Here is a 26,518-nt window from a genome sequence, read left to right on the forward strand (position 1 = left end):
AGCGCCCGTAGGCGCTTCTAGTGCTTCTAGAAATCGAAAGGTTATGCGGGTTAAGGAAGCATGGAGCTTCCCATCAAATATTTGTCCACTTCACGGGCTACCTCGCGGCCTTCATTAATCGCCCATACGACAAGGCTTTGACCGCGGCGCATATCGCCCGCTGCGAACACTTTGTCTACGTTCGTGCGATAGTCGCCGTAAGTCGCTTTCACATTGGAACGACGGTCCTGTTCCAGACCAAGCTGCTCGATTAGCGTTGTTTCCGGTCCTTCGAAGCCTACTGCAATCAAGACGAGATCAGCAGGCCACACCTTCTCCGTACCCGGAATTTCATTATAAATCTTCCGTCCCGTCTCGTCTACAACACGTTGAATTTGAACGGTGTGCAGTTCCTTCAGATTGCCGTTCTCATCTCCTACGAATTTCTTCGTCAAGACGGAGAAGGCGCGCGGATCTTCACCATATAGTGCTTTGGCTTCTTCTTGCGCGTAATCCAGCGTATAGACGTTCGGGAATTGCGGCCAAGGATTGCTCACATTATCACGTTCCAGCGGAGCCTTCGCATGCGTGCCGAACTGAGTGACGGACTTGCAGCCGTGACGAAGCGCAGTTGCTACGCAGTCCGTACCTGTATCCCCGCCGCCGATGACGATAACGTCCTTGTCCTTCGCAGAGATATAGTTGCCGTCCTGAAGCCCCGAGTCCAGATAGCTCTTGATCGTACCGTTCAAGTAATCCATCGCCTTATGAATACCGTTCAGTTCGCGGCCTTCCATATTCACATCTCGAGCTTTCGTCGCGCCTCCGCACAATACGACGGCATCGTACTTCTCCACAAGCTCGCTGGCCGGGATATCCTTGCCGATCTCGGTGTTCGTAATGAACTCTACCCCTTCCTCGATCAGCAAATCTACGCGGCGTTGCACGACATCCTTCTCCAGCTTCATGGTCGGGATACCGTATGTCAGCAGTCCGCCAATGCGGTCGTCTCTCTCATAGACGGTAACGGTGTGCCCCGCTTTGTTCAGCTGCGCTGCGGCAGCCATCCCTGCCGGACCGGAACCAATAACGGCTACGCGCTTGCCTGTACGCATCTTCGGCGGCTGAGCAACAACCCAGCCCTCCTCGAAGCCGCGATCGATAATCGCTTGCTCGATCGTCTTGATTGTCACCGCCTCGCCGATCAGCCCTACCGTACAGGAGCCCTCGCACGGCGCAGGACATACGCGGCCTGTGAACTCAGGGAAGTTATTCGTCTTGTGCAGACGTTCCAGCGCCTCGCGCCACAATCCTCTATAGATCAAGTTGTTCCATTCCGGAATGAGATTGTTCACCGGACAGCCCGATACCGATCCCGCCAGCTCCATACCCGTATGACAGTAGGGAGTGCCGCAATCCATACAGCGCGCGCCTTGCGTCCGCAGCTGCTCGTCGGAGAAGTGCTTGTGGAACTCGTTCCAGTCCTTGATGCGCTCTAGCGGATCGCGGTCTGCCGGCAATTCACGTTGATATTCCATAAAACCAGTTGGTGTTGACATGCTCGCGTTTCCTCCATCCCTGTTTCCCGTATGCTAGTCTATCAATCCCTATGTGTCCATACCCTAAACTCATTATATTATAACATGGTATCATTTCTTTGTTTAGATCGATAATGCATTTTCCGCACAATCATTTGCACTTTATGACGAAATGTTCGTCGATTTGGCAATCTATTGATCAGTTGCCGGCATTGATGCGCTTATAGGTAACGAATGTAAAGGCATATGCATTCTTTTCATCGGCTGCCCGATATTCAGAATCGGCAATGATCCATTGCCCGGACGGCAGCTCGGGGAAGGAAGCGTCGCCCCTCTCGATATCCGCTTCCACGTGGGTAAGCAATACTTTTTCCGCATAGGGAAGCAGCAGCTCGTACACTTCTCCCCCGCCGATGACCATCAGCTCATCCGACTCGCCAAGCGAGAGCGCCTCCTGAACGGAATGTACGACCTCGCAACCGTTGAATGTGCTCCCCTGCTGTCTCGTTAATACAACGTTCCGGCGATTCGGCAAGGGCTTGCTTCCGAGGGATTCGAACGTCTTGCGGCCCATCAGTACCGTCTTCCCTGTCGTCATACGCCTGAAGTATGCCATCTCCGCAGGCAGATGCCACGGCATCGCATTCCCTTGGCCGATGACGCGGTTGCGGTCCATTGCCGCGATAAGTACAACTGTCATGCAGACTCACTTCCTTTCCACAATTAGACGGCTACCGGAGCTTTAATCGTAGGGTGGGGGTCATATTGATCCACGCGCATATCCTCAAGCTCGAAGTCGAATATCGAACGCTTGTCGCTGTTCAGAACCAGCTTCGGCAGCTCCCTTGGCTCTCTGGAGAGCTGAGTTCGGATCTGCTCGATATGATTGCTGTAAATATGCGCATCGCCGATCGTATGCACGAAGTCTCCTATTCCAAGCCCGCATTCGTGGGCGACGAGATGAGTAAGCAGCGCATAACTGGCTATGTTGAACGGAATGCCGAGGAAGATGTCGCCGCTGCGTTGATACAGCTGACAGGACAGCTTGCCCTCCGATACGTAGAACTGGAACATGGTATGACACGGCGGAAGAGCCATAGACGGGATATCCTCGGGATTCCATGCCGTCACGATGAGCCTTCTGGAATCCGGATTGACCTTGATTGCCTCGATAACGTCCTTCAACTGGTCGATATACTCCCCTTGCGACGTACGCCACTGACGCCATTGCTTGCCGTATACATCGCCGAGTTCGCCATATGTTTTGGCGAATTCGTCATCATGCAATACACGATGCGTGAATCGATCCATCTCTTCCTTATATTGAAGCGAGAACGCTTCATCCCTTTGCGACCGCAAGCCGAAATCGGTCATATCGGGACCGTTGTACGCTTTGCTTTCCACCCATCTCTTGAAGGCCCATTCATTCCATATCCCATTGTTATTCTGAAGCAAGTAGCGTATGTTCGTATCGCCCTTCATAAACCACAGCAGCTCGCTGGCGATGAGACGGAACGGCACCCGCTTCGTGGTCAACAGCGGAAATCCCTCCTGGAGAGGAAATCGCATCTGATAGCCGAACCGTGAAATCGTTCCCGTACCGGTCCGGTCTTCCTTGGCCACCCCTTCCTCCAGCACATCCTTCAGCAATTGCAGATAGGCTTGTTCACTTGTGATCATGCCTGTTGCCTCCTTACCTCATAACTGCATTCTGACAAAGTAGAAATCATTATAACATCAATCCGCAATCCTGTCCTGCTTTCTTTTCTTCCTCAGCTGATGCCTGCCGGGGGCGGATAAGTGGAGGGTTCGCTCCAGTTCGCTCTCGGGCTGAACGCCGGGTACCTGAACCGGCTTCCCGTGCTCGTCCAGTCCCACAAACGTAAAAAATGCGGTAACCGTGACCGTACGGCTGCCGGTATACAAATTCTCGGAGGTGACGGATACATAGATCTCCATAGAGCTTCGGCTGGTCCAGGTAACGAATGCTTCAATCTCAATGACTTCTCCGACTCGAATAGGGGCCAGGAAATCCAGGCTGTCGGTCGATGCGGTAACGACACGCATTCGGGCATGGCGCATTGCGGCGATAGCGGCCGCTTTATCCATATATTCCATCAGCTTCCCGCCGAACATTGTGTCGTGATGATTCGTATCCGACGGAAAGATTAGCTGTGTCATAATGGTGCGCGAATCCGAAGCATTCTTCATCTCTTTATTCTCCATCGTCATTCCCTCCGATGCGCTCAATTGTTCATGTGCAATCACTTCTCTATTATATGCAAAAAGGCCCCGCAGCTCGCAAGCTGCGTGACCTCTTCGCCATGTAGAAACCTATCGATTACTTGCTCACCGTATGAATCGGATGTCCAAGCGCCACTTCCGCAGCGTCCAGCACAATCTCGCCAAGCGTAGGATGCGCATGAATCGTAAGCGCGATGTCTTCCAGCGTAGCTCCCATCTCGATGCCAAGCGCGATCTCGGCGATCATATTGGAAGCTTCCAGACCTACGATCTGCGCGCCAAGCACCAGACCGTTGTCCGCATCGGAGATCAGCTTCACGAAGCCTTCAGTCGCGTTAAGAGACATAGCGCGTCCATTGATAGCGAACGGGAACTTGCCAATCTTCACATTGTGGCCGGCATCCTTCGCTTCTTTCTCGCTGAGGCCTACGCTTGCGCATTCCGGATCGGAGAAGCATACAGCCGGCACGCACTTGTAATCGACAGCGCTTGGCTGTCCCGCGATGACTTCAGCGGCTACGCGGCCTTCGTACATTGCCTTGTGGGCAAGCGCAGGACCTGCTGTAATATCGCCGATTGCAAAAATATGCGGAATGCTTGTGCGGCACTGCTCATCGATTTCCACAAGACCGCGATCCGTCGTCTTCACGCCGATCAGATCCAGACCCAGCTCGCCGTCAGTATTCGGGCGACGGCCTACAGTTACAAGCAGGTAGTCCGCTACAACTTTTTCTTCTTTATCGCCTACGGTGTAAGTGACCGTAACCTCTTTATCCGTTGCGTCTGCGCCTTTCGCTTGCGCTCCGGTTACAACGTCGACGCCGGCACCTTTCAGCTTCTTCGCAACAACTGCGGACACATCTTTGTCGAAGCCCGGCAGAATCGTGTCGGAGCCTTCGATTACCGTTACCTTCGTGCCGAACTTCGCGTACATCTGACCAAGCTCGATGCCGATGTAGCCGCCGCCAATAACGACCAGGCTCTTCGGAACTTCAGGCAAGGACAATGCGCCTGTGGACGACAGAATCCGCTCGCCGAACGGGAATGCCTTCAGCTCGATCGGACGCGAGCCGGTAGCGATAATACAATGCTTGAAGCGGTAGCGCGGAGCTTCCTGATCGTTGAATACACGCGCCTCATTTTCGTTGATGAACATCACTTCGCCGTTGAAGTATTGCACCTTGTTCGCCTTCAGCAAGGAAGCAACACCGCCGGTCAGCTTCTTCACAATGCCGCTTTTGAACTCCTGCACTTTGCCGAAGTTCACCTTCGCTTCGCCTACTTCGATGCCGAAGTCGGAAGCGTGGCTGACGGACTCGTATTGATGTGCAGCGGAGATAAGCGCTTTGGATGGAATACAGCCTACGTTCAAGCACACGCCGCCTACGTTTTCTTTGTCTACTACAAGAACGTTCTGACCGAGCTGTGCTGCGCGAATCGCAGCTACGTAACCGCCGGGACCGGCGCCAATGACTAGTGTGTCGATATCAAGGGATGCATCGCCTACTACCATTTTTTATACCTCCATGATGAACAGTTCTGGTTGAGCCAGAAGCTGCTTAATATGATTCATAAAGTGTTGTGCCGTTGCGCCGTCGATAAGACGGTGGTCGAAGCTGAGTGACAGAGCCATGACGGGTGCCGCTACCAGCTCGCCGTCGCGCACGACAGCTTTCTCCGAGATACGGCCCGTGCCGAGAATCGCCACTTCAGGGAAGTTGATGACCGGCGTGAAGAACATACCGCCTGCGGAACCGATGTTGGAAATAGTAATCGTGCTGCCCCTCAGCTCGTTCGGAGCAAGCTTGCCGTCGCGGCCGCGCACGGCAAGGTCGCGAATTTTGTCCGCGATCATGAAGATGCTCTTGCGGTCGGCGTCCTCAACGACAGGAACGATCAATCCGTTGTCCGTATCCGTCGCGATACCGACATTGTAATATTTGCGATAGACGATTTCCTGGTTAGCCTCATCCAGCGTGGAGTTCATGATCGGGAACTCGCGGCATGCGGCTACAAGTGCCTTGACGATGAATGGCAGATAAGTAAGCTTGGATCCTTTCTTCTCTGCGTAAGGCTTGTATTTGGCGCGAAGGGCAACCAGTTCCGTAACGTCGACCTCGTCCATAATGGTAACGTGAGGTGCAGTGTATACCGATTTGGACATGGCGCCAGCAATCACTTTGCGAATGCCTTTGAACGGCTCGCGCTCTTCCGGACGATATGGCGTTCCTGCAGCAGCCGGTGCCGCAGCAGCAGCTTCCGCCTTCGGCTCATTCTCTTGGACAGCAGCGGCCGGTGCTTCTTGCGCAGCAGGAGCGCCGTCGAAGCCGTCTACGTCCTCGCGAGTAATACGTCCGTTCTTGCCTGTTCCGGATACTTGCGTCAGGTCTACTCCCTTCTCGCGAGCATACTTGCGAACGCTTGGAGTTGCCAATACGGGACCAGACGCTTCCTTCGCCGCTTCAGGCGCAGCTGCAGGCACTGAAGCTGCAGCAGGAGCAGCAGACTGTTCGGCCTTTGGCGCTTCTTCAGCAGCCGGCTCCGCTTGCTCCGGCAATTCGCCTTCCACATCAATAATAGCGACGACCTCGCCAACTTTGCACACTTGTCCGTCCTTAACAAGCACATCCAGCACTTTACCGTTTACCGGACAAGGAACCTCTACGATCGCTTTGTCGTTTTGCACTTCCATTATAATGTCGTCGTCTGTTACATTTGCGCCAGGCTGGATAAGCACTTTAATAATTTCGCCCTCGTGCAGACCTTCGCCAAGCTCGGGGAATCGGTATTCGAATTTTGCCACCGATATCAACCTCCTCTTTCTTCATTAAAACCATTCGGTCTTCGTTGTCGCTAATTTAAAATTCCATTACTTTGTTGACAGCCGTTACGATGCGCGCCGGAGAAGGAAGCCATTGATCCTCGATTTGCGCGAATGGATATACCGTATCCGGTCCTGCAACGCGCAATACGGGAGCTTCAAGATGAAGAATCGCCTTCTCGTTGATTTGCGCGATAATTTCAGCGGCTACGCCGGACGTTTTTTGCGCTTCCTGTACAACGATGCAACGATTCGTCTTCTGGATGGAAGCGACGATCGTATCGATATCCAGCGGCATAAGCGTACGAAGATCGATAACCTCTGCTTTCACGCCGTTCTTCTCCAGCTCGTCCGCAGCCTTCTGAGCCGTGTGCACCATCATGCCGTACGCCAGAATCGTCACATCGCTGCCTTCGCGCACGATGTTGGCTTTGCCGATCTCTACCGTATATTCGCCTTCCGGCACCTCTGCGCGGAATGCGCGATACAAGTTCAGATGCTCCATGAAGAAGACGGGATCGTTGTCGCGGATTGCCGCCGTCATCAAGCCCTTCGCGTCATATGGATTGGACGGGATGACGACCTTGATGCCTGGTGTCTGAATAGCAAGTCCTTCCAGCGAATCCGTATGCAGTTCGGCCGCTTTCACACCGCCGCCGAACGGTGTACGGAATACGATCGGCGAGTTGTAGCGTCCGCCGGAACGATAGCGCATGCGCGCCGCTTGCACGAACATTTGATCCAGTGCTTCGTAGATGAAGCCGACGAACTGAATTTCCGCAATGGGACGGAATCCTTGAATGCCCATTCCGACAGCCATACCGGCAATGGCGGATTCCGCAAGCGGCGTATCGAAGACGCGATCTTCGCCGAACTCATCCTGCAGACCTTCCGTCACACGGAATACCCCGCCAACTTTACCTGCATCCTCACCGAAAATTACTACATTCGAATCCCGTTTCAACTCTATGCGCATCGCATCGCGAATTGCTTCCAACATATTCATTTGAGCCATGATTCCCTATTCCTCCCCTTCTACTGAAAATCGGCTTTCTGCTCTTCAAGATGCTGCGGCGTCGTTTCGAACATGGAGTCAATGAGGCCAGGGACCGTCATTTTCTCTGTCGCTTCCGCTTTCTTGATATGTTCGTTAACCGTCGCCTTCGCTTCTTCCTTCACGCGGTTCGTATCCTCTTCACTCCACAGACCCTTCCTCTCCAGGAACTTGCCGAAGCGAATAAGAGGGTCCTTCTTCGCCCATTCCGCCTCTTCTTCTTTCGTGCGATATTTGGTCGCATCGTCAGCCATGGAATGCGGACGGAAGCGGTAAGTAAGCAATTCGATCAACGTCGCGCCGTCGCCGTTGCGGCCGCGCTCGGCAGCTTCCTGAACGGCTTTGATCACTGCCAGCACGTCCATGCCGTCCACTTGTACGCCCGCGATGCCTGCGGCAACCGCTTTATGCGCGATGGATTGCGCAGCAGTCTGCTTGGCGAAAGGCGTCGTAATCGCATATCCGTTATTCTGAACAGCATAAATGACCGGCAGCTTGAATGCGCCGGCGAAGTTCAGGCCTTCGTAGAAGTCGCCCTCGGAGGAACCGCCGTCGCCTGTATAAGTAATGGCTACACGCTTCTCGCCCTTCTTCTTGAATGCCATGGCGACGCCAGTAGCGTGAAGGATTTGCGCACCGATAATAATTTGAGGCATCAGCACATGCACATCTTCAGGAATCTGTCCGCCATGCTGATGACCGCGGGAGTAAAGGAATGCCTGATACAGGGGCAGACCGTGCCACACGAGCTGCGGCATATCGCGATAGCCCGGGCAGACAAAATCGTCCTTGTTCAGCGCGTATTCGCTGCCGACCATGGACGCTTCCTGGCCGGATACTGGCGCATAGAAGCCCAGACGGCCTTGGCGGCCGAGGTTTACCGCACGCTCGTCCCAAGTTCTTGTGAATACCATGCGGTACATGATTTCTTTCAATTGCTCGTCAGTAAGGTCCGGCATCATGTCCGGATTTTCTATGTCTCCATCAAGCGACAGCACGGATAATGGTGTTACCGGCTCCGATTGCACTTCATATGGCAGTTTGCTCATTTTGAACACTCACCTCAATCTAAATATTTGAAAAACACTACCCTCTGTTATAGAATTATTATAAACCTGTTTAACGAACGTGGTCAAAGCAAAAAACGAAAAACACCCCATTTTTTCACCGATTCCGCACATTATGTTAAGTAATTGTATATGCTACAGTCATTATATTTGAATATAACAGCATAATACAAGAGAGATTCGGCGTCACCTTACTATTGTTTACCCACTACTGCGTTATTCCATTCACTATGTAAAAAGGAGTCCGAGACGATGACCGATCAACGTTATTTGAAACGCACCATATTAAAAGAGACTGTACCTAGCAAGCATTTGCCCGAAGGGAGCCGCAACCTCCGCGTCTTCCTGCCGCCGGGCTATAACGAATTGCTGAGCTATCCTGTCGTCTATTGTCAGGACGGTGAAGACTTCTTCAATTTCGGAAGAATTGCAACATCAGCCACCGCACTCATTCTGGACGAAGGATTGGAGCCGTTCATCATTGTAGGCGTAGATGTGGACAAATCCGTGCGCACGGAAGAATATGCGCCGGACGGCAGCCGTCATGCGGCATATGTTCGTTTCTTCGGAGAAGAGCTGGTACCTTTCATCGAGGAGCGCTTCGCTGCGCGCCGAAGCGAGGAAGATCGCCTGCTCGCAGGAGACTCACTGGGCGGCAGCGTGTCCCTGCATATTGCGCTCTCATACCCCCAATTATTCACTCGCATCATGTCGCTCTCAGGCGCCTTCTATCCTGTATCGCAGCAGATTATAGCGGAATGCGAGGATTTGAGCTGGCTGTCCCTCTATATGATTATCGGCTTGCAAGAGACGGCATTTGAGACCGATCGGGGAGTATTCGACTTCGTGGAGTTGAATCGCAATGCAAGGGCCTTGATGGAGCAAAGGGGCGCACATCTATACTACGAGGAACGAGACGGCAAGCATCAATGGGGTTACTGGCAGAAGGATGTGCCGGCTGCATTGAAGCACTTCATCGAGGTGGAATGAGTGGAATTGAGAAAGCTGACCTAAGGAGCGAATTAGACGCTCTCCAGGTCAGCTTTTATAATGCGAAGCAGCTCTCTGCATCCCTCTTCCACCAGCTCATAGACATAAGGGAAGTTCCCTTCGTAATAAGGATCGGGCACATCCGCAATGCCGCGCTGCGGCAGCAGCTCCATGAAGGTGAACAGACGTACATTCGCGTCTGCATCGTGAAGACCGCCGAGTTCCACATTGTTCTGAAGCCCTCTCACATCGGCCAGATTTTTCGTATCCATGGCCACCATGTAGCGGAACGACGCGAAGTCATTCGCCGTTACCTGCCGTGCCTTCATCCCTGCAAAGGAAATTCCGCGCTTCTTCAGCTCGCCTTGCGTCCCTTCATGAGGCGGGCGGCCGATATGCCAATCCCCTGTCCCCGCGGAATCGACTGTGATGACATCGGACAATCCCGCCTGCGCTATCATCTCTCGCATGACCGCTTCCGCCATCGGCGAACGGCATATGTTGCCAAGACATACAAACAATATCGCTGACTTATTCTTCATGATTCAAGCCTCTCTTCTCGCTATTCATTAAGAAGCGCCGTCTCTTGGCGTCCGACGCTGCAAAGGCTCCTCTCAAGGAGCGCCGCGGCAGCTTCCACTTATAATGTACCGATAATATTCGGAACGCAGTCACCGCTACGAACAACAGCAGCAGCATCAGATGCGAGCTGAACCACCCTAATCCGATGACGAGTCCGGCAATAATCGCCCAGACAGCGTAAATCTCATCGCGAAGCACCAGCGGCTTGCGGCCTGCAAGCACATCGCGGATAATACCTCCGCCAATGCCTGTCAACATGGCAGCGACCATTACGGCGCTGAGCGGATGATTCATCTCGGTAGCATACAGCGCGCCTTGCACTGCGAATGCGGACAAGCCGATCGCATCGAAGAACACCTCGCTTCGCCGCCAGCGCAATATCCATCTGATCGGCAGGATGAAAGCGATTGTAATGACCACGGTAGCCGTAGTTAGCAGATACCCTTGACTCCACAAGGTGGTAACGGGCACCCCGATCAGCAAATTGCGAATGACACCGCCTCCGAAAGCAGTCACAAGTCCCAGCACGTAAACGCCCAAAATATCATATTCCTCTTCCATGGCGACAATCGCGCCGCTGACTGCAAACGCTATCGTACCGATCAAGCTGAATATGTCGAAAATGTCCATGCTCACAGCCTTATCCCCGCTCCCTTATCCGATTCTGCACCCAGCTGCTTTGTACTTTACACCTTATACATTGTAGTCCCCTCTACGCACTTTCGCAACGACATTTTTCTGTCATTGCCGCTCTCGCATGCATTGTCGCAGCTTGATACAAGCGATATACTGATAAGCATGAATATGCCTAGCATGAAAGGATGAGCAGACCTCATATGAACTCTACGATCATCATCGCGACAGGAGGCACACTGGGGCACTGGGCGATCCGCCACATACCCGACGACGCCCTTCTGATTGGAGCGGATAGCGGAGCCGTCTTCCTATTGGACAATGGCAGAATTCCCGCAGTGGCCATCGGGGATTTCGATTCTATTACCGATGAGGAGATGGCCCGAATTCGCCAAGCTTGCCCCACTGTCATTACCTGCGATCCTATAGACAAAAATTACACCGACACCGAAATGGCGTTCCAGCACGCCATGGCAATGAAGCCTCGAGAAATTGTTCTGCTTGGCGCAATTGGAACGAGATTCGACCATTCGCTCGCCAACGTCCATTTGCTTGCTTTGGCGGAGGAGAACGGCATCGACGCCAAGATCATTGACGAACATAACGAGATTCGCGTGGTTTCTTCTGTTGCAGCCATCCGGCGCGGCCCTTATGATACCGTATCCTTGCTGCCCTTAAGCCAGGAAGTGACCGGTATCACGTTATCCGGATTTCAATATCCGCTGCGTGACGCAAGCCTGACCGTCGGGCAATCCCTGGGCATCAGCAATGTCCTGCTGGGACAATCGGGTACCGTTCAACTGGCAAGCGGCAGGCTTATCGTCATTCAGAGCCGCGATTAGCAAGACGCCGGAAGCTCCTCCTTCATCCGACGTGCTTGCAAGCCTGGATTACGAATGCTCATCAGGCGGCGTCACGATTTGCAGCCCTTCCACATGCTTGCGTCTCATTTGATTGCGGGCCTTCCGATTCGCTTTCGATTCGAACACGATATCCAGGTCGTATTGCTCCGGATACAGGTTCTCGCCCCCGATATAATGGTTGAGACGCTTATGATTGAAGGACAGCTTCTCCCCCATCACCTGTACGATGACCTGCCCCCGTTCATCGGCCGGACGGTACACGACGCCAGAGCGCTTGAGAGGGTAGATCCATACGAGATCTCCCTTCTGGAACGCTTTTTTGGGCGGTTTTCGCCTTTCCTCGTTTCGCTTCGGCTTCGGCTTCGGCTTCTCCTTCACCCGCTTCGCCTCTTCTCCAGTGCCTAGTTGCTTCGATTGGCCCAGCAGCTTCGCGAAGGAATCGCTTCGCTCATCTTCATTTGTTCCTGCCGCTATGCGCTTACGCTCTAACAGCCACTCCGCTCGCTTCATGATCTGCTCCGGCAGTCCGAATCGCCTTGCGATCGCGAAGGCGTGGCTGTCTCCTGCTTCCCCGATCTCTAGACGGTAGAGAGGTCTGAGCGTATCGGGATCAAATGCCATTCGGCCGTTCTGACAGCCTTCCGTTGCGGACGCGAATGTCTTTATTTCATTAAAATGAGTGGTAGCGGCAACCAGCGACTGTCTCTCGAGCAGCAATTCCAATACGGCGATCGATAGCGCTATCCCTTCGGACGGATCAGTACCGGCAGCCATCTCATCCAGCAGCAGCAGGGAGCGTGAATCAGCCATATCCACCATCTCCTTCAGCACCATAACATGGGAAGAGAATGTGCTTAGCGACTGCTCCAGACTTTGACCGTCGCCCAAGTCCGCAATGATGTTCCGGAATATCCCGAGCTCGCTATCGGCATCTGCGGGAATTAGCAGACCCGATTGATTCATCAGCGCAAGCAATCCGATCGTCTTCAACGTTGCCGTCTTGCCGCCCGTATTGGGTCCGGTAATAATAAGCTGTCTCCAGTGCATGCCGAGCTCCGCTGTAAGCGGCACACAGTCCCGTCCCAGCAGCGGATGCCTTGCCGAGACCAGTCTCATCACCGGCTTGTCGGTCAGACGCACAAGCTTGCCATCGCAGTATTTGGACAGCTTTGCCCTGGCGGTAATGAAGTCGAACGAGGCCATCGCCTGCACATTAAGCTTAAGTTCCTGCTCATATCGGGACGCCAGCTCGGACAGCATTGCCAATACTGTCGATCTTTCCCTTTCCTCCGCCACTTTCCATTGGCTCAGCTCCGTCTGAAGCTCCGACACATCCTGAGGCTCGACGAATATCGTTTGCCCGCTCGCGGATTCATCCAGCACTGCGCCTGGCACATTTTTCCTCAGCGACTTCTTCACGGCCAGTACGAAGCGTCCGCCTCGCTTGCTAATAATTCCCTCCTGCAGGGAGCTGCGATACTTGCCCAGCGAGTGCTGCATTTTACGTTCTATTTTATCCTCGACCCCATATATCTGCCTGCGAATATAGCCCAGATCGGCGCTTGCATCGTCCGTCAACAGGCCGAATCGGATACATCTCGCAAGCTCCTCCCGCAGCACAGGACAATCGTGCATGGATTCGGCATAGGATGCGATCGTCGGCGCCAGGTCCCGCTTGCTGTTCATATACTTTTTCATCTGAGTGATCGAGCCGAGCCAGACGGCCAGCTGCTCCAGTTCCGTCTCATGATAGATTCTCCCTTTGCCGAGCAGCGCCAGGAACGGTTCGATCCCTTCCATTGCGGAGATCGGAATGCTGGCTCCGCTAACCAACAATTGCAACGCTTCGTTCGTTTCCCTCTGCCAGGCTGCTATTTGCTGATAATCCGTGCTCGGCTTCATGTTTTCAGCCAGCTTTCTTCCTTCTCCGGACATGGTCATGCCTGCCATTTGCTCAATCAGTTTGTTATACTCCAGTTTGACCAGTGATGCAGTGTTCATTGTTTTTACCTCCTTTGAAATAAAAAAAAACAGGACAAGAACGCGGGCGCGTTCCTGTCCTGTTCATATCATTCTGACGTCCCTCCCTCTCGGACCTCCGGCAAGGCGAAATAAATCGCACCGCAACCGCAAGCGAAAGGAAATAAAAAAAACCGTGCTCCAAGAGCACGGTGATTGGGCCGTCATCAAAATGAATGCAGGCGGAAATCCACATGTTCTCAACTCATGGGATCAGACAGTGAAATAAAGCCAACGCAATAGAGCATGACATCTCAACGATGCATACACTTGCAGAAACTTATATCCACTCTGATCATATCCAATTAAGAGTTAAGAACACTCGCAAACATCAAATTTCCCCCTTAAAATTACAACAGTTACATCATACAGGAATAACGGCTTACCGTCAAGCAAATGATTTAATCAATTAACTCATCCAGCTTTCTCTGCCGCTTCCTCTCGCGAATCCTCCTGTGTCTGTCCTCTTCGCGCAAGCTCTTCAGCAGCGCTGCGCACATGCCGACGATTATAATCGCGAACGGAAGCGCCGTCACGATAGATGCAGTCTGCAATCCGGCAAGCCCTCCGCTAATGAGCAGCACGATGGCGACAGTCGATTGAAGCACTCCCCATACCAGCTTCGGTGCTGCGCCAGGGTTAGGGTCTCCTCCCTTGGACAGCATGCCCAGCACGAACGTTGCGGAATCGGCCGATGTAATGAAGAAGATGACGATCAGAAGGATCGCAATGAACGAGGAGATCGCACTAAGCGGAAGCTGCTCCAGCGTAATGAACAAAGCCGAGGTGACGTCCTCTTGCGCAGCTTGTGCGATAGCAATGCCCTTGTCCCGTTCCAGATGAAGTCCCATTCCTCCGAAGATGGAGAACCAGACGAAGCTGACCAGAGTCGGAACGATCAGCACCCCAAGTATAAACTCCTTAATGGTCCGCCCTTTGGAGACGCGGGCGATGAACGTGCCGACGAACGGTGCCCAAGCGATCCACCACGCCCAGTAGAACAGTGTCCAGTTGCCGATCCAAGTATCCTGGGAGAACGGCGATAAGCGAAGGCTCATTTGCACCAGATTCTGCACATAAGAGCCAAGTGTGTTCGTTAACGTATCCAGCAGGAAGGCGGTTGGTCCTACGAGGAAGACGAACAGCAGCATGATAAAAGCGATATATAAATTCGTCGTGCTCAAAATTTTAATGCCGCGGTCTACGCCCAGCAAGCTGGACGTCAAAAACAGGATGGTAACAATAACGATTATCCACAACTGTGTCAAAGCTGAATGAGGGACATCGAACAACGCGCTAAGCCCGCCATTAATTTGAAGCGCTCCCAGCCCCAGCGATGTCGCTACACCGAATGCCGTCGCAATAATGGTCAGCACATCGATCCCTTTCCCGATCGGCCCATCCACTTTATCTCCGATTAACGGGTAGAATGTGGCGCTGATCAGACTCTTTCTCCCTTTCCGGAATTGATGATAAGCCAGCGTTAAACCTACAATCGTATAGATCGCCCACGGATGAAGCCCCCAATGGAAGAAGGAATACCTCATTGCCGTTCGCGCTGCCTCGGCGGTTCCTCCCACGATGCCTTCAGGCGGCGTCAAATAATGAGACAGCGGCTCCGCGACTCCCCAGAACACAAGGCCGATCCCCATCCCTGCACTGAACAACATGGCGAACCAGGCCGTCATGGAATACTCAGGATCGTCGTCATCGTCGCCAAGCTTGATATTGCCATACTTTCCGAACGCAAGGACGATAGAGAAGACCAGGAAGCCGAACATAACCATTAAGTAAAACCAGCCGAATTGCTGTATCGTAAACTGAAATACGATATTGGCCACCTCGGACAGCCGATCTGGCATCAGCACTCCCCAAATGACAAACAGAAGAATGATGACCAAGGCCATATAAAAAACCATCCTATTTCCCCCTCCAGTTGTAAGTGTGTATGTAATCGTCAGGTCAACAGGACGGCGATACTTGTCACACGTTAGTCGTTAGCATCTCCATTTCCGGGCAAAAATATAGAGCATCTCCATGTTGCGAGATGCTCTATCTCTTTTACTTTCTTTGCTTGAACTGCAAGGTAATCGTCGTACCCAGATCCTTCAAGCTGAACACATCGATCTTGCCTTCATGCAAATCCACAATCCGCTTGGCGATCGATAGCCCTAGCCCCACTCCTCCTGTCGTTCTGCTTCTTGCCCCGTCAACGCGGTAGAAACGCTCGAACAGATGCGGTATTTCCTTCTCCGGTATGCCGATGCCTTTATCCTTCACTTCAATTTGAACGATATTTTTCATCAAGGAGATAGAGATATCTATCGGCTCTTTGGAGTACTTTATGGCATTGTCCAGCAGAATGACGAACAGCTGGCGGATTTTATCCTTGTCCCCTACCATTCTGACGCTGCCGGACAACGCCTTGACGCGAATCGGACGCTGGAATGTCGTCTCCATCATTTTGGCCAGTTCATCCAGCAACGGGACGACATCGAACATCTCCAGCTTCAGCCAGTCCTCCTGCTCCGCTTCAGCAAGCATAAGCATCGACTTGGTCAAGTTCTGCAGCCGCACCGATTCCTTCGCGATCGCTTCTATCGCCTCGTCACGCACACTCTCGTCGTCACGCCCCCATCGCTTCAGGATGCCGGCATAACTGCTTATAACCGTTAACGGCGTCTTCAATTCATGTGAAGCGTCCGCAACGAATTGCTTCTGCCTGGCGAATGTCCGATCAAGCCGCTCAATCATCTGATTAAAGGCGCGAATAAGCTGCTGCAGCTCTGCCGAGTCTTCCCGATTGCTGATCGTAATCTGGCGAAGCTTGCCGCTGCGGTCGATCTCTCTCATCGTAGTGACCAGCGTCTGAATCGGCGCCGTCAATCTGGATGTGAACCAGAATGTGCCGAATATCGCGAACAGGATGGCTCCGATTGTCGTGACGCTGAGCGCTGCGATCAGAATTTGCAAGTAGTCGTCCAATTCGTCCAGAATACGATTTACTTCAAGCATGGCGATCACTTTGCCGTCCTCGAACAGGGGTACCCGCATGAACAATATGCGTTCGCCGCCCTTCGTAATCATGCCGGTATGCTGATACGGCTTGAATTCTGCGGGAAGCTCCAGCAAGACGGGATTGGAACCCGTAATATTAACGACGCGATTGGTGGGAACAATGATTCGGATCATTTCGTTGACGTTATAATATTCGTTCAGCAGCTCGGGAGAATTCAATCCCCTGCCGCTCTGGATGCGGGGGTTTTCCCGCATAAGTTCCACTTTGGTAGCGATCACTTCTTCTTCGCTCTCCGTCGTAATCTTGATGACATAGAAATAGACGAAGATATTGAAAAAAATGAGTATGAGAATGAGCCAGAATATCGTGAACAGCGTAAACCTTTTACGCAGTGTCATGCATCGGGCTCCTTAATCATGTATCCTACTCCGCGCACCGTATGAATCAGCTTGTGACGGTAGCCCTTGTCCAGCTTCTGCCGCAAGTATCGGATATAGACGTCGACCAGATTGGTCTCGCCTATGAAGTCGTATCCCCATACTTCTGACAGGATGTCCTCACGCGACTTCTCCTCGTTCCGGTTCTCTACCAGATAGACGAGCAGCTCAAACTCTCGAGGCGTCAGTTCAATCAGGATGTCCTTCCGGTAAACTTTGCGCGTTCTGAGCTCAATCAGCAAATCCCCGACTTTAATAACGTCCGAGCCTTCCGACTCCCTAGGATACTGCTGAAAGATGCGTAAAATATTTCTGACCCTGGCCAGAAGCTCCTCCACCGCGAACGGCTTGGTAATATAGTCGTTCGCACCGTGCTCGAAGCCGCTCACCTTATCCGGCACAGTATCTCTGGCCGTCAGCAGGATGATCGGTACCGGATTGCCGGCTTGCCGAATTAATCGCAACACTTCAATGCCGCTCATCTCCGGGAGCATGACATCCAGCAGCACCAGCTGCCATTCGCCCGAGGAAGCCATTTCATATCCGGTACGCCCGTCCTTCGCCACGCCTACGGTATAGCCTTCATGCTCCAGCTCCAGCTGCAATATTCTTGCTATTCCCGCTTCGTCTTCCACAACCAATATTCGTTCGTTCATTGCTTTGGCGCACCTTCCTCCTTAACATGACTAATAACATCATAATGAAGCCATTGCGCAATTGCAAGTTGAGTGTTCTCATAATGGTAAATGATGTAACTTCAATTCGCGATCTTGCTCCGTGCGAGCATCTGCTTGATGGTCGTGACAATCGGCTCCAGCCCCTTCTCCATTGCTGTGCGAACGGATGGCCGTTCCAATAGCTCTCGCCGCGACCAAACGGCGTCAAGCAGATCCTGCTGCGGCACTAGCGGGATGATGGCGATAGGCCGTTCCGGGCACAATGCCAGCCACTGGCTGCGGCCGCGGAACTTCCCATCCTTATTGGCCGCCCAGCTGACGGCGCCGCCTGTTGAGCGAACTTCCCGGGACAGCTTGACCGCCTGCGCCATCGCGGAGGCTTGCCATCTGTACACGAACGGATCAGCGACGATGATAAGATGGCTGGATTCTCGAAGCAAGGCCAACGCCCGCTGGTTGTTCCAGCAGCTTGAGAAGTCCACAATCTGAATATCGGTCTGCTCTCTGGCGAGCATGTGATGAAAGCAACGTTCCCTATCCTCTCCGTTGATCCCGCTCATCTCATATGGATTAAGCGCCAGCCATTGTACATGGGGCGATCGGCCGCTGACACGTCGATACGGCTGCTCCGATTGAAGAAGCGGCGATTCTTCGCTCGACTGCAGCAGCTCATGCCATTCCGGACGCAGCAAATAATGCTCCGCAGCCGCCACGTTGATCCGGGCTGCCCCCAGCAGACTAGTGAGCGCAAGGGACAATGTCGAGGCGCCCGCTCCCGAAGCAAGCGATACGACGCTAACAAGCAACGGCCGGGACAGCCGGGACGCCGAGGGAGCCGTGCCCAGACAGCTGCCCGCCGTTGCTTCTGCGCTTGCTGACCGTTCGGCGAACGCATGCAGCGCCTCCCGCACTTCAGCCATCGAGCTGTAGCGATGCTCCGGCCTCCTCTGCAGCATACGTTCCAGCACCAGTCGGAACGGCTTCGGAAGCTCTGCGCTATATGCGGGATAACTGGCGATCGGCTTGTCGGGCGACAATGTCGAAGGGGGCTTGCCGCCGGATGCGAGATAGAACAGCAGAGCCCCGAGACCGTATATATCCGTGCGCGCATCGCTCTGCCCCCCGTTGTTTTGCTCCGGAGCCGCGAAGCCTGCCGTCCCCAACTGAACGGTGTCCCGAAGCTGGCCTTCCTTGAACGTTCTGGATATGCCGAAGTCGATCAGCTTGACACGCCCTCTCTTGTCGATCATGACATTCGTCGGCTTCAGATCCCGATGAATAATCGGATTCGGCAGGCTATGCAAGTAAAGAAGTGCCGAGCTAAGCTGGAGTGCGATATCTAATAACTCCTGAAAGGAGAAACGATAGCCGCACGAAGCCCCAAGCTCGCTTGCCGTATGTCCATCGATATATTCCATAACGATCATTTCTGGATCGCCATCTTCGGTCGGGAAGAAATCAGACACGAACGGCAAGCATTCATGATTCAATCTCATCAGCGTATCCGCTTCCTCCGAATAAAGACTTCGTTCGGACTGCAACTGCTTCGCTACCTTGATCGCACGTATGACTCCGCCCAGCTTCAAGTCCTGGGCCGCGAATACGATGCCCATCCCTCCTCGTCCGATAACACGCTCGATCCGGTATCTCCCCTTCAGAACGTCGCCGCGTTGCCACGTCTCCACATTCATCTCTCCCTTATCGACAAAATCAAAAATCCCGACAACGCTTGTACGTTCATACAAGCGTTGCCGGGATGCTTTCCAGGCACTATTCATTTCCATTATATCACTGCTTCTTCTGCAACACCAAGGTTATTTCATCCCGGTTGTGGAACAACTGCTTCGCACGCAGCACTTCAAATGCAGTGCCGAGACGCTCCTTCACCTCACGAATGGTTCCCATCGGCTTGCGATGCATCAGCTTCACGGTGATGACTGCCGTCGCGTATGGCGCCAGTGCATCCTTCAAGTCCAGAATGAGCTTGGTCATCAGAATCGGGCTCCAGCTCATGTCGCATACGAGCAAATCGAATGTGCGGGGCGCCAAGGATACATCGGCGGCATTCCGCTTCAAGTGTACGAGGTCGGGATGATTTCGCAAGGAGTGGTGCAGTTCAGCGGGATCGACTGCCGTTACCTGCAGCCCCCGCTCCAGTAGAAGGGATGTCCAGCCGCCAGGAGCAGCCCCAATATCCAGCGCATGCCGATATGCGCCATAATCCAGTCCGAAGGTGCGTTCCGCCTCCAACAGCTTGAACTTGGCTCTTGATATTTGTCCCTCCTCGCGCTTGAAGCGGATAGCTCCGCCCGGCCAATCGGAGAGCATCTCGCCTGGCGTGCCGAAGCCCGCATACAGCGTATCGTCCGCAGCGAATATTGCGATGATGACCTCTGGCCCTTGGACTGCCGGCTCCGCGCCGATCTCCTCCAGTACAGCATCAAGCACCGCTTTCGTATCCGCAGCGGAATACGGGAATGGCGACGACTGGCTTCTCCTGATATGTACGGCGACCTTCCTGTTCTTCAAGCGCAGTCTGGACTGGCGAATCATATCGGACAACGTGCCGAGATCCTCCGCATCGCCGTGAATGTCCATCTTGCGGTCAACCGGTTGAATATGTCTTAAGAATGTAGGTTCGTGCTGCGCTATCGCAGCGTGCAGTTCGTCCGCCTCCGGCTCACAGCGCATAAGAAAGGCTTCTCCGGGAAGCAGCTGTACGAACCCGGCACCGCTTGCCAATCTCCGAAGCTCTTCCATCGCATATGGCGAATAGCCTTTATTCGCCGTTCCGATCCATTCGCTCAATTCATTTTCCTCTTTCATTTTCAAATTCCGACATCGGCCCATTGTACAGCTTGACATTGTCCGGTATGTGGGAGGAGAGCAGATGATACATTTGAAGCTTGCCGGATACGCTTGACGTGTGCAGGTAGATCCGCTTCGGATACCTTCCGGTCTCTACCAGATGCCTTGCCACTTCGTAGCCCGTATCCTGCCCCCACCCCAGATCGTAGTCCAGTGACAGGATGTCGATATCCTCGTGGTCGATCAGCAGCTTGCATTCCTCCGCGCTTCGCGCAAGCACGAAGCCGCGCGGACAGCTTCGATAATCATCCAAATAAACATGAATCACGGCCACCCCTCCTCCCCCAATTAAACTCCGCCTATTCGTTGCTCATTGCTCAAGCTGGCATGAAAGGCATGCATAAGCTTTGCGACCGGACGCTAGCACCTTGCTGACAGTACCGCCGCATCGCTTGCAAGCTTCTCCTTCGCGCCCGTATACTTGAAGACGCTCCGCGTAGCCACCCGACAAGCTGTCTTGGTCATGCATCGGCTGCTTCGTAATGCCGCCATGCGATATGGCCTCCTGCAGCACAGACACGATCGCCCGATACAAGCGTTCCCATAATTCGGCACTCAGGCTATTCGCCCGCATGTCGGGACGGATGCCCGCAGCGAACATGATTTCGTCGCTGTATACCGCACCAATTCCGGCAATTGTCTTCTGGTCCATCAGAGCGGCTTTCATGGAGCTGCGCTTCTTGGACAGACGCTTTCGAAGCATGTCCCCATTAAATCCCTTGTCCAGCGGATCGAGCCCATATCCCCGCAACTGCTCCTCTACCGCCTTGACTGACAGCAGCTGAACATCGCCCTTGTTCAGACCGTATATGGCCAGCGTACGGTCATCGCCGAAGCCGATCGTCAGCATAGCATTTTGGCATCCATGATCATCCGGAGCGCCGCTGAACAGATAGGATTTGTTCGACATGTATAGAACTAGACGCTTGCCAATGTCCAGATGGAAGACAAGGTGATTCGCTCTCCGCTCCACATACCAGACGGTGGAGCCAATGACTTCCTCCATACCGTCCCCGTCCACAAGCTTGTCATGGAAATTCCAGGCCGTTATCCGGGCGCCTGCATAGCGCTCTGCCAGCATCGCTCGATATAGGTATAGTTCCGGCAATTCATGCATCTGATTTACGCACCCTTCCTGTCTCTACAATTATGATGTCGGTTGCAGGCGTTCCGAGATAATTGCAATAAGTTCGTTCATATTCTGGCAGATCATATCGGGGCTGCAGCCTGCCTTCTCTGCATACGATTCGTAATTTTCCCCGTTCGTAATTCCGGTGAGCACCAATATGGTGCCGCAGCCTGCAGCAACTCCTGCCGCTATATCGGTTGCCATATTATCTCCGATTACCCAAGTCGCGGAAGCGTCAGCGCCTAGCTTGCGAAGCGCATAATCCATTAGCACCGGTGACGGCTTGCCGATAATGTGCGGCTTCGTACCGCTTGCCGCAGCCAGCATCGCGCTTATGGAGCCTGCACCCGGAATGAAGCCGTCAGTAGACGGAACCAGATCATCCGGATTCGTCAATATATAATCGGCGCCGCCGCGGATGAAGGAAGCCGCAGCCGATATCCGCTCATATGTCAGCTTCCTGTCGATCCCTTGTACGACGACATCCGGATGATCCTCCACAAGGCTTAATCCCGCCTCGGCCAGAGCCGTCTTCAGTCCTTCTTCCCCTATAGCGAACACGGCGGCTCCGCGCCGCTGTGTAGCGATATGCTCCGCTGCCGCTTGAGCCGATGTGCATACATCGTCTGCTGTGGCCGGTATTCCCATACCGCACAGACGTTCAGCCACCGCCGCTGGCGTCGCGGAAGAGTTGTTCGTCACGAATCGGTAAGGCAACTTCACCTGCTGCAGGCAGGCTATGAGCCGATCCGCATCCGGAATAGGATGTATACCGTGATACATCGTTCCGTCAAGATCGATGAGCAGCCCTTTCATCACACGTATCGAATCTGTCATTGTATTCAACCTCATTATTTTGTATATATGATTCATTCATATATTTACCCACTGTGCGCAGCGCTGCGTTGAAGCTTGCGCTTCAGACGCTCTACGCGCACTTGCAGTGCTTCCAGCTCTTGTCGCCGCTTCTTATCGCGGACAAGCATTCCCATATAGCCTTCAGCTCGGCCCAGCGCATCCTTCGCATAGTGCAGAGCGCCTTTGAAATCCTTCAACCGGTGCTCGCAATGCATGGACAGCTCAACACACGCTTGCTGATGCGATGCGCAGTAGCCGGTCTCGTTTTCCATTCGCGAACAGGCCCTCTGCCACAATACCACAGCTCTTTGCCAATTGCCAGCTTTCTTGTCGCGCGCAGCAAGCATATTCAGCGTAGCCGCTTCCGCTTGAGTATGTCCCGCAACCTTCTCGTAAAGTTCCGCTGACAATTCCTCTCTCCCCATCTTCTCCAGCCACAGCCCCGTCCGAACCAGCTCTTCCGGGTGATCGGGATAAGGAATCCGGGTGAATATGACTTCCTCCAGCAGCTGCCCGAACCGGATGGACAGGCAGGCTAGCGACATCAGATCCCATTCGTTATGCTTGAATACGCCTTCCAACGGGAGCGGATCGCCATCTGACAAGTACTGAAAATACAGCTGGGGTGCAAGCGAGCCCGGCACATCCTCGCTCCGATAGATGCCTAGCCGCTCCTCTTCCACATGACTGAGCCTGCAGGACTGCAGCGTATTGCGCCAGATGGAGCGGGACGGGTGCAGGAAGTCGAGATGAAGCGGTTCCCACAGCCCCCTGTGCAAGCCGTTCATGACCATCCGGCTTTGCAGAAGCGGCCAATCGAATGTCTTCCCATTATATGTCGCCAGGTATGCGAAATCTCTCAGCTTTTCCACCAAATAATGCAACATTGCATACTCCTCCGCCGGGTGCCTGATCATCATCTGCTCCGTAATGAAGCCCGTCTCTTCCATGTAAGCAATGCCGACCATAAACGCCAGATTGCCTGCACCTGCGCCAAGTCCGGTCGTCTCCAGATCCAGATACAATATCTTCCCTGCCTGAGGCGCTTCCTCCGAGGGATGGAACGGAGACAATCCGTGCGCAGCCTTCATCAACTCGCCCAATGCGTGCGTCCCGTGGTGAAAGCGATGCGAATGAAGCTTGCGCCTGAGCAGGAAGCTGCCTTGTTCCGTCTCGCACATGGCTACGCCAAAGCTGGACCAGCCGAGATGGAGCCGCTCTTCCTTCTCATCTGATTCCGAAGCCGTGTATCGTTCGTCCAGGATAGCTTCTCCTGCCGCATCTTCCGCAGCGAGATCGGCCGGCTGAGCCTTGTCTGTTCCCGTCTCTCCGCTCTTCTCGCCCCGCAGACGATTCATTCTTTCGCGCAAGCTGCTCATAATCGTCCCTCCGTCCCATCGAGCAGGCGAATCGCGAGCTGCTTGCCTGTGAGGCCGACTTCTTCAATCGGTCCGACGCAAGCGGGACAGCCGCTCACACAGCTACAGCCGCGCACCAGCCCCTTCGCTCGTTCCATCAATTCGTCATGTACTTGGTACAGCCGTTCGCTTAGTCCAATGCCTCCCGGATAGCGGTCATAGAAGTAGATCGTCGGCCGCTCCGTAAGAATCGCCTTCACCTGCGGCACGACGCGAATATCGAACGGATCGCACATCAAGTAGAGCGGCGCGATGTGGACGAGCACATTGGCGATGCCGAGCAGCGCGAACTGCATCTCGTTCCTGCTCATCCGTCCGGCTTCCTCCTCGCTGAAGGAGAACCAGTAGCTGCTCGTATGCAGCTCCTCCTCCGGCAAGTGAATCGGACCGGAACCTACGTTCTCATGGGTACGAAGCCGGATTTTTTTGAATATGGTCGCCTTCGCATTCACCGTCACTTCTCCATATTGCCGCAGCAGAGCGCCGGACTGCTTCTCCTTGTCCACATGCAGCACCTTCAGTTCCACGGCGAGATTCGCATCCGTATAATAATCGACGTCAACCTGCCGCACATAAGCCTTCTTCTCGTCGTAGTCCAGCTTCTCCACCTGATACTGCACTCCTTCATGAATATATATCGCCTCTTCATGAATAAGCGTCGGGGCGCTGAACCGATCCACCTCGCCCAGCACGCGGCTGCCGCTGGTCATATCGACGATGACAAAGTTCTCCTGCGCGGCAGTCCGCAGAGATATATTGTGAGCGGGGAAGCTTTGCTGCATCCAATGCCAGCGCTCTCCCGCCTTATGAACAACCTTCTCTTCCATCAGAAATTCCATCATATCCTCAACTCTTTCGGAACCGAACGTGTCTCCTTGCTGGAAAGGCAGCTCATATGCCGCACACTTCACATGATCGATCTGAATCAGCAGGTTGTCGGGATGAATAAGCGCGCGTTCCGGCGGACGATTAAAGAAGAAGTCGGGGTTCTGCACGATATACTGATCTAGCGGATTGCTGCTCGCCACGATAAAGGTAACGGAGCTCTCCTGCCGTCTGCCCGCCCGGCCGGACTGCTGCCAGGTGCTGGCGATCGTGCCGGGATAGCCGTTCAGCACGCATGCCTGCAGCTGTCCGATATCGATACCAAGCTCCAGCGCATTCGTGCTGACAACCCCTCTTATCTCACCGCTTCGCAGTCCCCGCTCGATCTCCCGCCGCAGCTTCGGCAGATAGCCGCCGCGATAACCTCTGATGCTCCTCTGGTCAAGCTTGTCGCGAATCATATCCTGGAGATAAGTAAGCAGCAGCTCGACGCGTACTCTGCTTCTGGCGAATACGATCGTCTGCACACCTTGCTTCAGCAGCATGGCGGCAAGCTTGCGCGTCTCCAGGACGCTGGAGCGACGGATGCCAAGCTGCTTATTGACAACGGGCGGATTATAGAAGATGATATGCTTCTCCCCTACGGGGGCGCCATTGCGGTCCACGAGTGCAACGCTCTCGCCGATTAGCCGCTCCGCATGCTCCTTGGGATTGTCGATCGTCGCAGATGCGCAGATGAACTGCGGGCTGGAGCCGTAGAAGCGGCATATCCGCTTCAGCCGGCGAATGACGTTCGCGACGTGACTGCCGAATACGCCACGATACGCATGCACCTCGTCAATGACGATATACTTCACATTCTCGAACAGCTTCACCCACTTCGTATGATGGGGAAGTATGGCGGAGTGAAGCATGTCGGGATTGGTCACCACGATATGACCCGCATTGCGGATAGCCGTGCGCACATTAGGCGGCGTATCGCCGTCATACGTATGTGTCTTGATGTTCGCATCCATCAGATCGGCAAGCTGCTGCAACTCCGCAACTTGATCCTGCGCCAGCGCCTTGGTCGGGAACATATAGAGCGCTCTTCCCTCCCCATTCTCCAGCAAGCTCTGCAGCACCGGCAAGTTGTAGCACAGCGTCTTGCCTGATGCCGTCGGTGTGACCGTCACGACGTGACGGCCGCTTCGCACCTCGCGATAAGCGTCCCCCTGATGGGTGTACAGCTCACCGATGCCCTTCGCAACGAGGGCTTGTCGCAATCCTTCATGCAAGTCGGCCGGCAGAGGGGTCGTGGCCGCCGTCCGCGGCGGCAGCGTACGCCAATGCGTCACATTGCCCATAACCTCCTCGTTCGCCTTCAGTTCTCCGAGCCAATCCTCGAGCGTCTCCGCCCTGCCTGTCCAGCGGTTCATTCCCGTCACCTCTCACCGTAAGCAAGCCAGGGCAACGACCTCACCCCAGCTTTCCTTGTATGTATCCCTTTATTGTACA

At 53.9% G+C, this 26,518-nt stretch carries 23 protein-coding genes; 2 read left to right on the forward strand and 21 right to left on the reverse strand.

What is annotated here, in order from left to right; genetic code table 11:
• Positions 1 to 50: 50 nt before the first annotated feature.
• The 8 genes from M6D81_RS05515 to pdhA all read right to left on the reverse strand — a co-directional run bounded on the left by M6D81_RS05515 (position 51) and on the right by pdhA (position 8,685).
• Positions 51 to 1,538, reverse strand: a complete 1,488-nt coding sequence (locus M6D81_RS05515) for a glutamate synthase subunit beta (RefSeq protein ID WP_262675826.1) — start codon at positions 1,536 to 1,538, stop codon at positions 51 to 53.
• Positions 1,539 to 1,716: 178 nt separating this feature from the next.
• Entirely contained in the window at positions 1,717 to 2,217 is a 501-nt protein-coding gene (locus tag M6D81_RS05520) for a dihydrofolate reductase (RefSeq protein ID WP_262675827.1), read from the reverse strand.
• A 23-nt stretch (positions 2,218 to 2,240) separates the two neighbouring features.
• Entirely contained in the window at positions 2,241 to 3,197 is a 957-nt protein-coding gene (locus M6D81_RS05525) for a thymidylate synthase (RefSeq protein WP_262675828.1), read from the reverse strand.
• A 57-nt stretch (positions 3,198 to 3,254) separates the two neighbouring features.
• Positions 3,255 to 3,743, reverse strand: coding sequence for an acyl-CoA thioesterase (locus M6D81_RS05530; RefSeq protein ID WP_262675829.1), 489 nt, complete (start codon positions 3,741 to 3,743; stop codon positions 3,255 to 3,257).
• A gap of 115 nt (positions 3,744 to 3,858) precedes the next feature.
• Entirely contained in the window at positions 3,859 to 5,274 is a 1,416-nt protein-coding gene (gene lpdA, locus M6D81_RS05535) for a dihydrolipoyl dehydrogenase (protein WP_262675830.1), read from the reverse strand.
• A gap of 3 nt (positions 5,275 to 5,277) precedes the next feature.
• The gene (locus tag M6D81_RS05540; protein WP_262675831.1) at positions 5,278 to 6,564 is read right to left on the reverse strand and encodes a dihydrolipoamide acetyltransferase family protein; all 1,287 of its coding nucleotides are present in this window, start codon (positions 6,562 to 6,564) and stop codon (positions 5,278 to 5,280) included.
• 55 nt (positions 6,565 to 6,619) lie between these two features.
• A complete protein-coding gene (locus M6D81_RS05545) occupies positions 6,620 to 7,597 on the reverse strand; it encodes an alpha-ketoacid dehydrogenase subunit beta (RefSeq protein ID WP_262675832.1) in 978 nt (325 codons plus the stop codon).
• 20 nt (positions 7,598 to 7,617) lie between these two features.
• On the reverse strand, positions 7,618 to 8,685 hold the full coding sequence (pdhA, locus tag M6D81_RS05550; RefSeq protein ID WP_262675833.1) for a pyruvate dehydrogenase (acetyl-transferring) E1 component subunit alpha: 1,068 nt from the start codon (positions 8,683 to 8,685) through the stop codon (positions 7,618 to 7,620).
• Positions 8,686 to 8,955: 270 nt separating this feature from the next.
• On the opposite strand from pdhA, the gene M6D81_RS05555 reads away from it, so the two are divergent.
• The gene (locus M6D81_RS05555) at positions 8,956 to 9,693 is read left to right on the forward strand and encodes an alpha/beta hydrolase (RefSeq protein ID WP_262675834.1); all 738 of its coding nucleotides are present in this window, start codon (positions 8,956 to 8,958) and stop codon (positions 9,691 to 9,693) included.
• Positions 9,694 to 9,725: 32 nt separating this feature from the next.
• On the opposite strand, the gene M6D81_RS05560 is transcribed toward M6D81_RS05555, so the two are convergent.
• Positions 9,726 to 10,235 carry a low molecular weight protein-tyrosine-phosphatase gene (locus M6D81_RS05560; RefSeq protein ID WP_262675835.1) on the reverse strand — a complete coding sequence of 170 codons (510 nt, stop codon included), beginning with the start codon at positions 10,233 to 10,235 and terminating at the stop codon, positions 9,726 to 9,728.
• Positions 10,225 to 10,905 (reverse strand): trimeric intracellular cation channel family protein, encoded by a 681-nt coding sequence (locus tag M6D81_RS05565; protein ID WP_262676009.1) that lies wholly within the window; start codon positions 10,903 to 10,905, stop codon positions 10,225 to 10,227. Before M6D81_RS05565 ends, M6D81_RS05560 begins: the two co-directional genes overlap by 11 nt.
• Before the next feature lie 206 nt (positions 10,906 to 11,111).
• On the opposite strand from M6D81_RS05565, the gene M6D81_RS05570 reads away from it, so the two are divergent.
• Positions 11,112 to 11,750 carry a thiamine diphosphokinase gene (locus tag M6D81_RS05570; protein WP_262675836.1) on the forward strand — a complete coding sequence of 213 codons (639 nt, stop codon included), beginning with the start codon at positions 11,112 to 11,114 and terminating at the stop codon, positions 11,748 to 11,750.
• Between the two features lie 48 nt (positions 11,751 to 11,798).
• Here M6D81_RS05570 and M6D81_RS05575 read toward each other — a convergent pair whose 3' ends face one another.
• From M6D81_RS05575 to M6D81_RS05625, 11 genes are all read right to left on the reverse strand, one after another.
• The gene (locus M6D81_RS05575) at positions 11,799 to 13,772 is read right to left on the reverse strand and encodes an endonuclease MutS2 (RefSeq protein WP_262675837.1); all 1,974 of its coding nucleotides are present in this window, start codon (positions 13,770 to 13,772) and stop codon (positions 11,799 to 11,801) included.
• Positions 13,773 to 14,191: 419 nt separating this feature from the next.
• Entirely contained in the window at positions 14,192 to 15,709 is a 1,518-nt protein-coding gene (locus tag M6D81_RS05580) for a glycine betaine uptake BCCT transporter (protein WP_262675838.1), read from the reverse strand.
• 142 nt (positions 15,710 to 15,851) lie between these two features.
• The gene (locus M6D81_RS05585; protein WP_262675839.1) at positions 15,852 to 17,207 is read right to left on the reverse strand and encodes a HAMP domain-containing sensor histidine kinase; all 1,356 of its coding nucleotides are present in this window, start codon (positions 17,205 to 17,207) and stop codon (positions 15,852 to 15,854) included.
• Positions 17,204 to 17,902: a response regulator transcription factor gene (locus M6D81_RS05590; protein WP_262675840.1), complete on the reverse strand. Its 699-nt coding sequence runs from the start codon at positions 17,900 to 17,902 to the stop codon at positions 17,204 to 17,206. The genes M6D81_RS05585 and M6D81_RS05590 overlap by 4 nt, the downstream gene beginning before the upstream one ends.
• 101 nt (positions 17,903 to 18,003) lie before the next feature.
• A complete protein-coding gene (locus tag M6D81_RS05595; RefSeq protein ID WP_262675841.1) occupies positions 18,004 to 19,707 on the reverse strand; it encodes a serine/threonine-protein kinase in 1,704 nt (567 codons plus the stop codon).
• 4 nt (positions 19,708 to 19,711) lie between these two features.
• Positions 19,712 to 20,731 carry an SAM-dependent methyltransferase gene (locus tag M6D81_RS05600; protein WP_262675842.1) on the reverse strand — a complete coding sequence of 340 codons (1,020 nt, stop codon included), beginning with the start codon at positions 20,729 to 20,731 and terminating at the stop codon, positions 19,712 to 19,714.
• A gap of 1 nt (position 20,732) precedes the next feature.
• On the reverse strand, positions 20,733 to 21,059 hold the full coding sequence (locus M6D81_RS05605) for a cyclic-phosphate processing receiver domain-containing protein (protein ID WP_262675843.1): 327 nt from the start codon (positions 21,057 to 21,059) through the stop codon (positions 20,733 to 20,735).
• A gap of 42 nt (positions 21,060 to 21,101) precedes the next feature.
• Entirely contained in the window at positions 21,102 to 21,908 is an 807-nt protein-coding gene (locus M6D81_RS05610) for an Fpg/Nei family DNA glycosylase (protein WP_262675844.1), read from the reverse strand.
• Positions 21,909 to 21,938: 30 nt separating this feature from the next.
• Positions 21,939 to 22,757 carry a TIGR01457 family HAD-type hydrolase gene (locus tag M6D81_RS05615; protein WP_262675845.1) on the reverse strand — a complete coding sequence of 273 codons (819 nt, stop codon included), beginning with the start codon at positions 22,755 to 22,757 and terminating at the stop codon, positions 21,939 to 21,941.
• A 44-nt stretch (positions 22,758 to 22,801) separates the two neighbouring features.
• The gene (locus tag M6D81_RS05620) at positions 22,802 to 24,157 is read right to left on the reverse strand and encodes a ribonuclease H-like domain-containing protein (RefSeq protein ID WP_262675846.1); all 1,356 of its coding nucleotides are present in this window, start codon (positions 24,155 to 24,157) and stop codon (positions 22,802 to 22,804) included.
• A complete protein-coding gene (locus tag M6D81_RS05625) occupies positions 24,154 to 26,439 on the reverse strand; it encodes a DEAD/DEAH box helicase (RefSeq protein ID WP_262675847.1) in 2,286 nt (761 codons plus the stop codon). The genes M6D81_RS05620 and M6D81_RS05625 overlap by 4 nt, the downstream gene beginning before the upstream one ends.
• Positions 26,440 to 26,518: the final 79 nt, after the last annotated feature.

This window comes from Paenibacillus sp. J5C2022 (assembly GCF_025567625.1).
Classification (GTDB): domain Bacteria; phylum Bacillota; class Bacilli; order Paenibacillales; family Paenibacillaceae; genus Pristimantibacillus.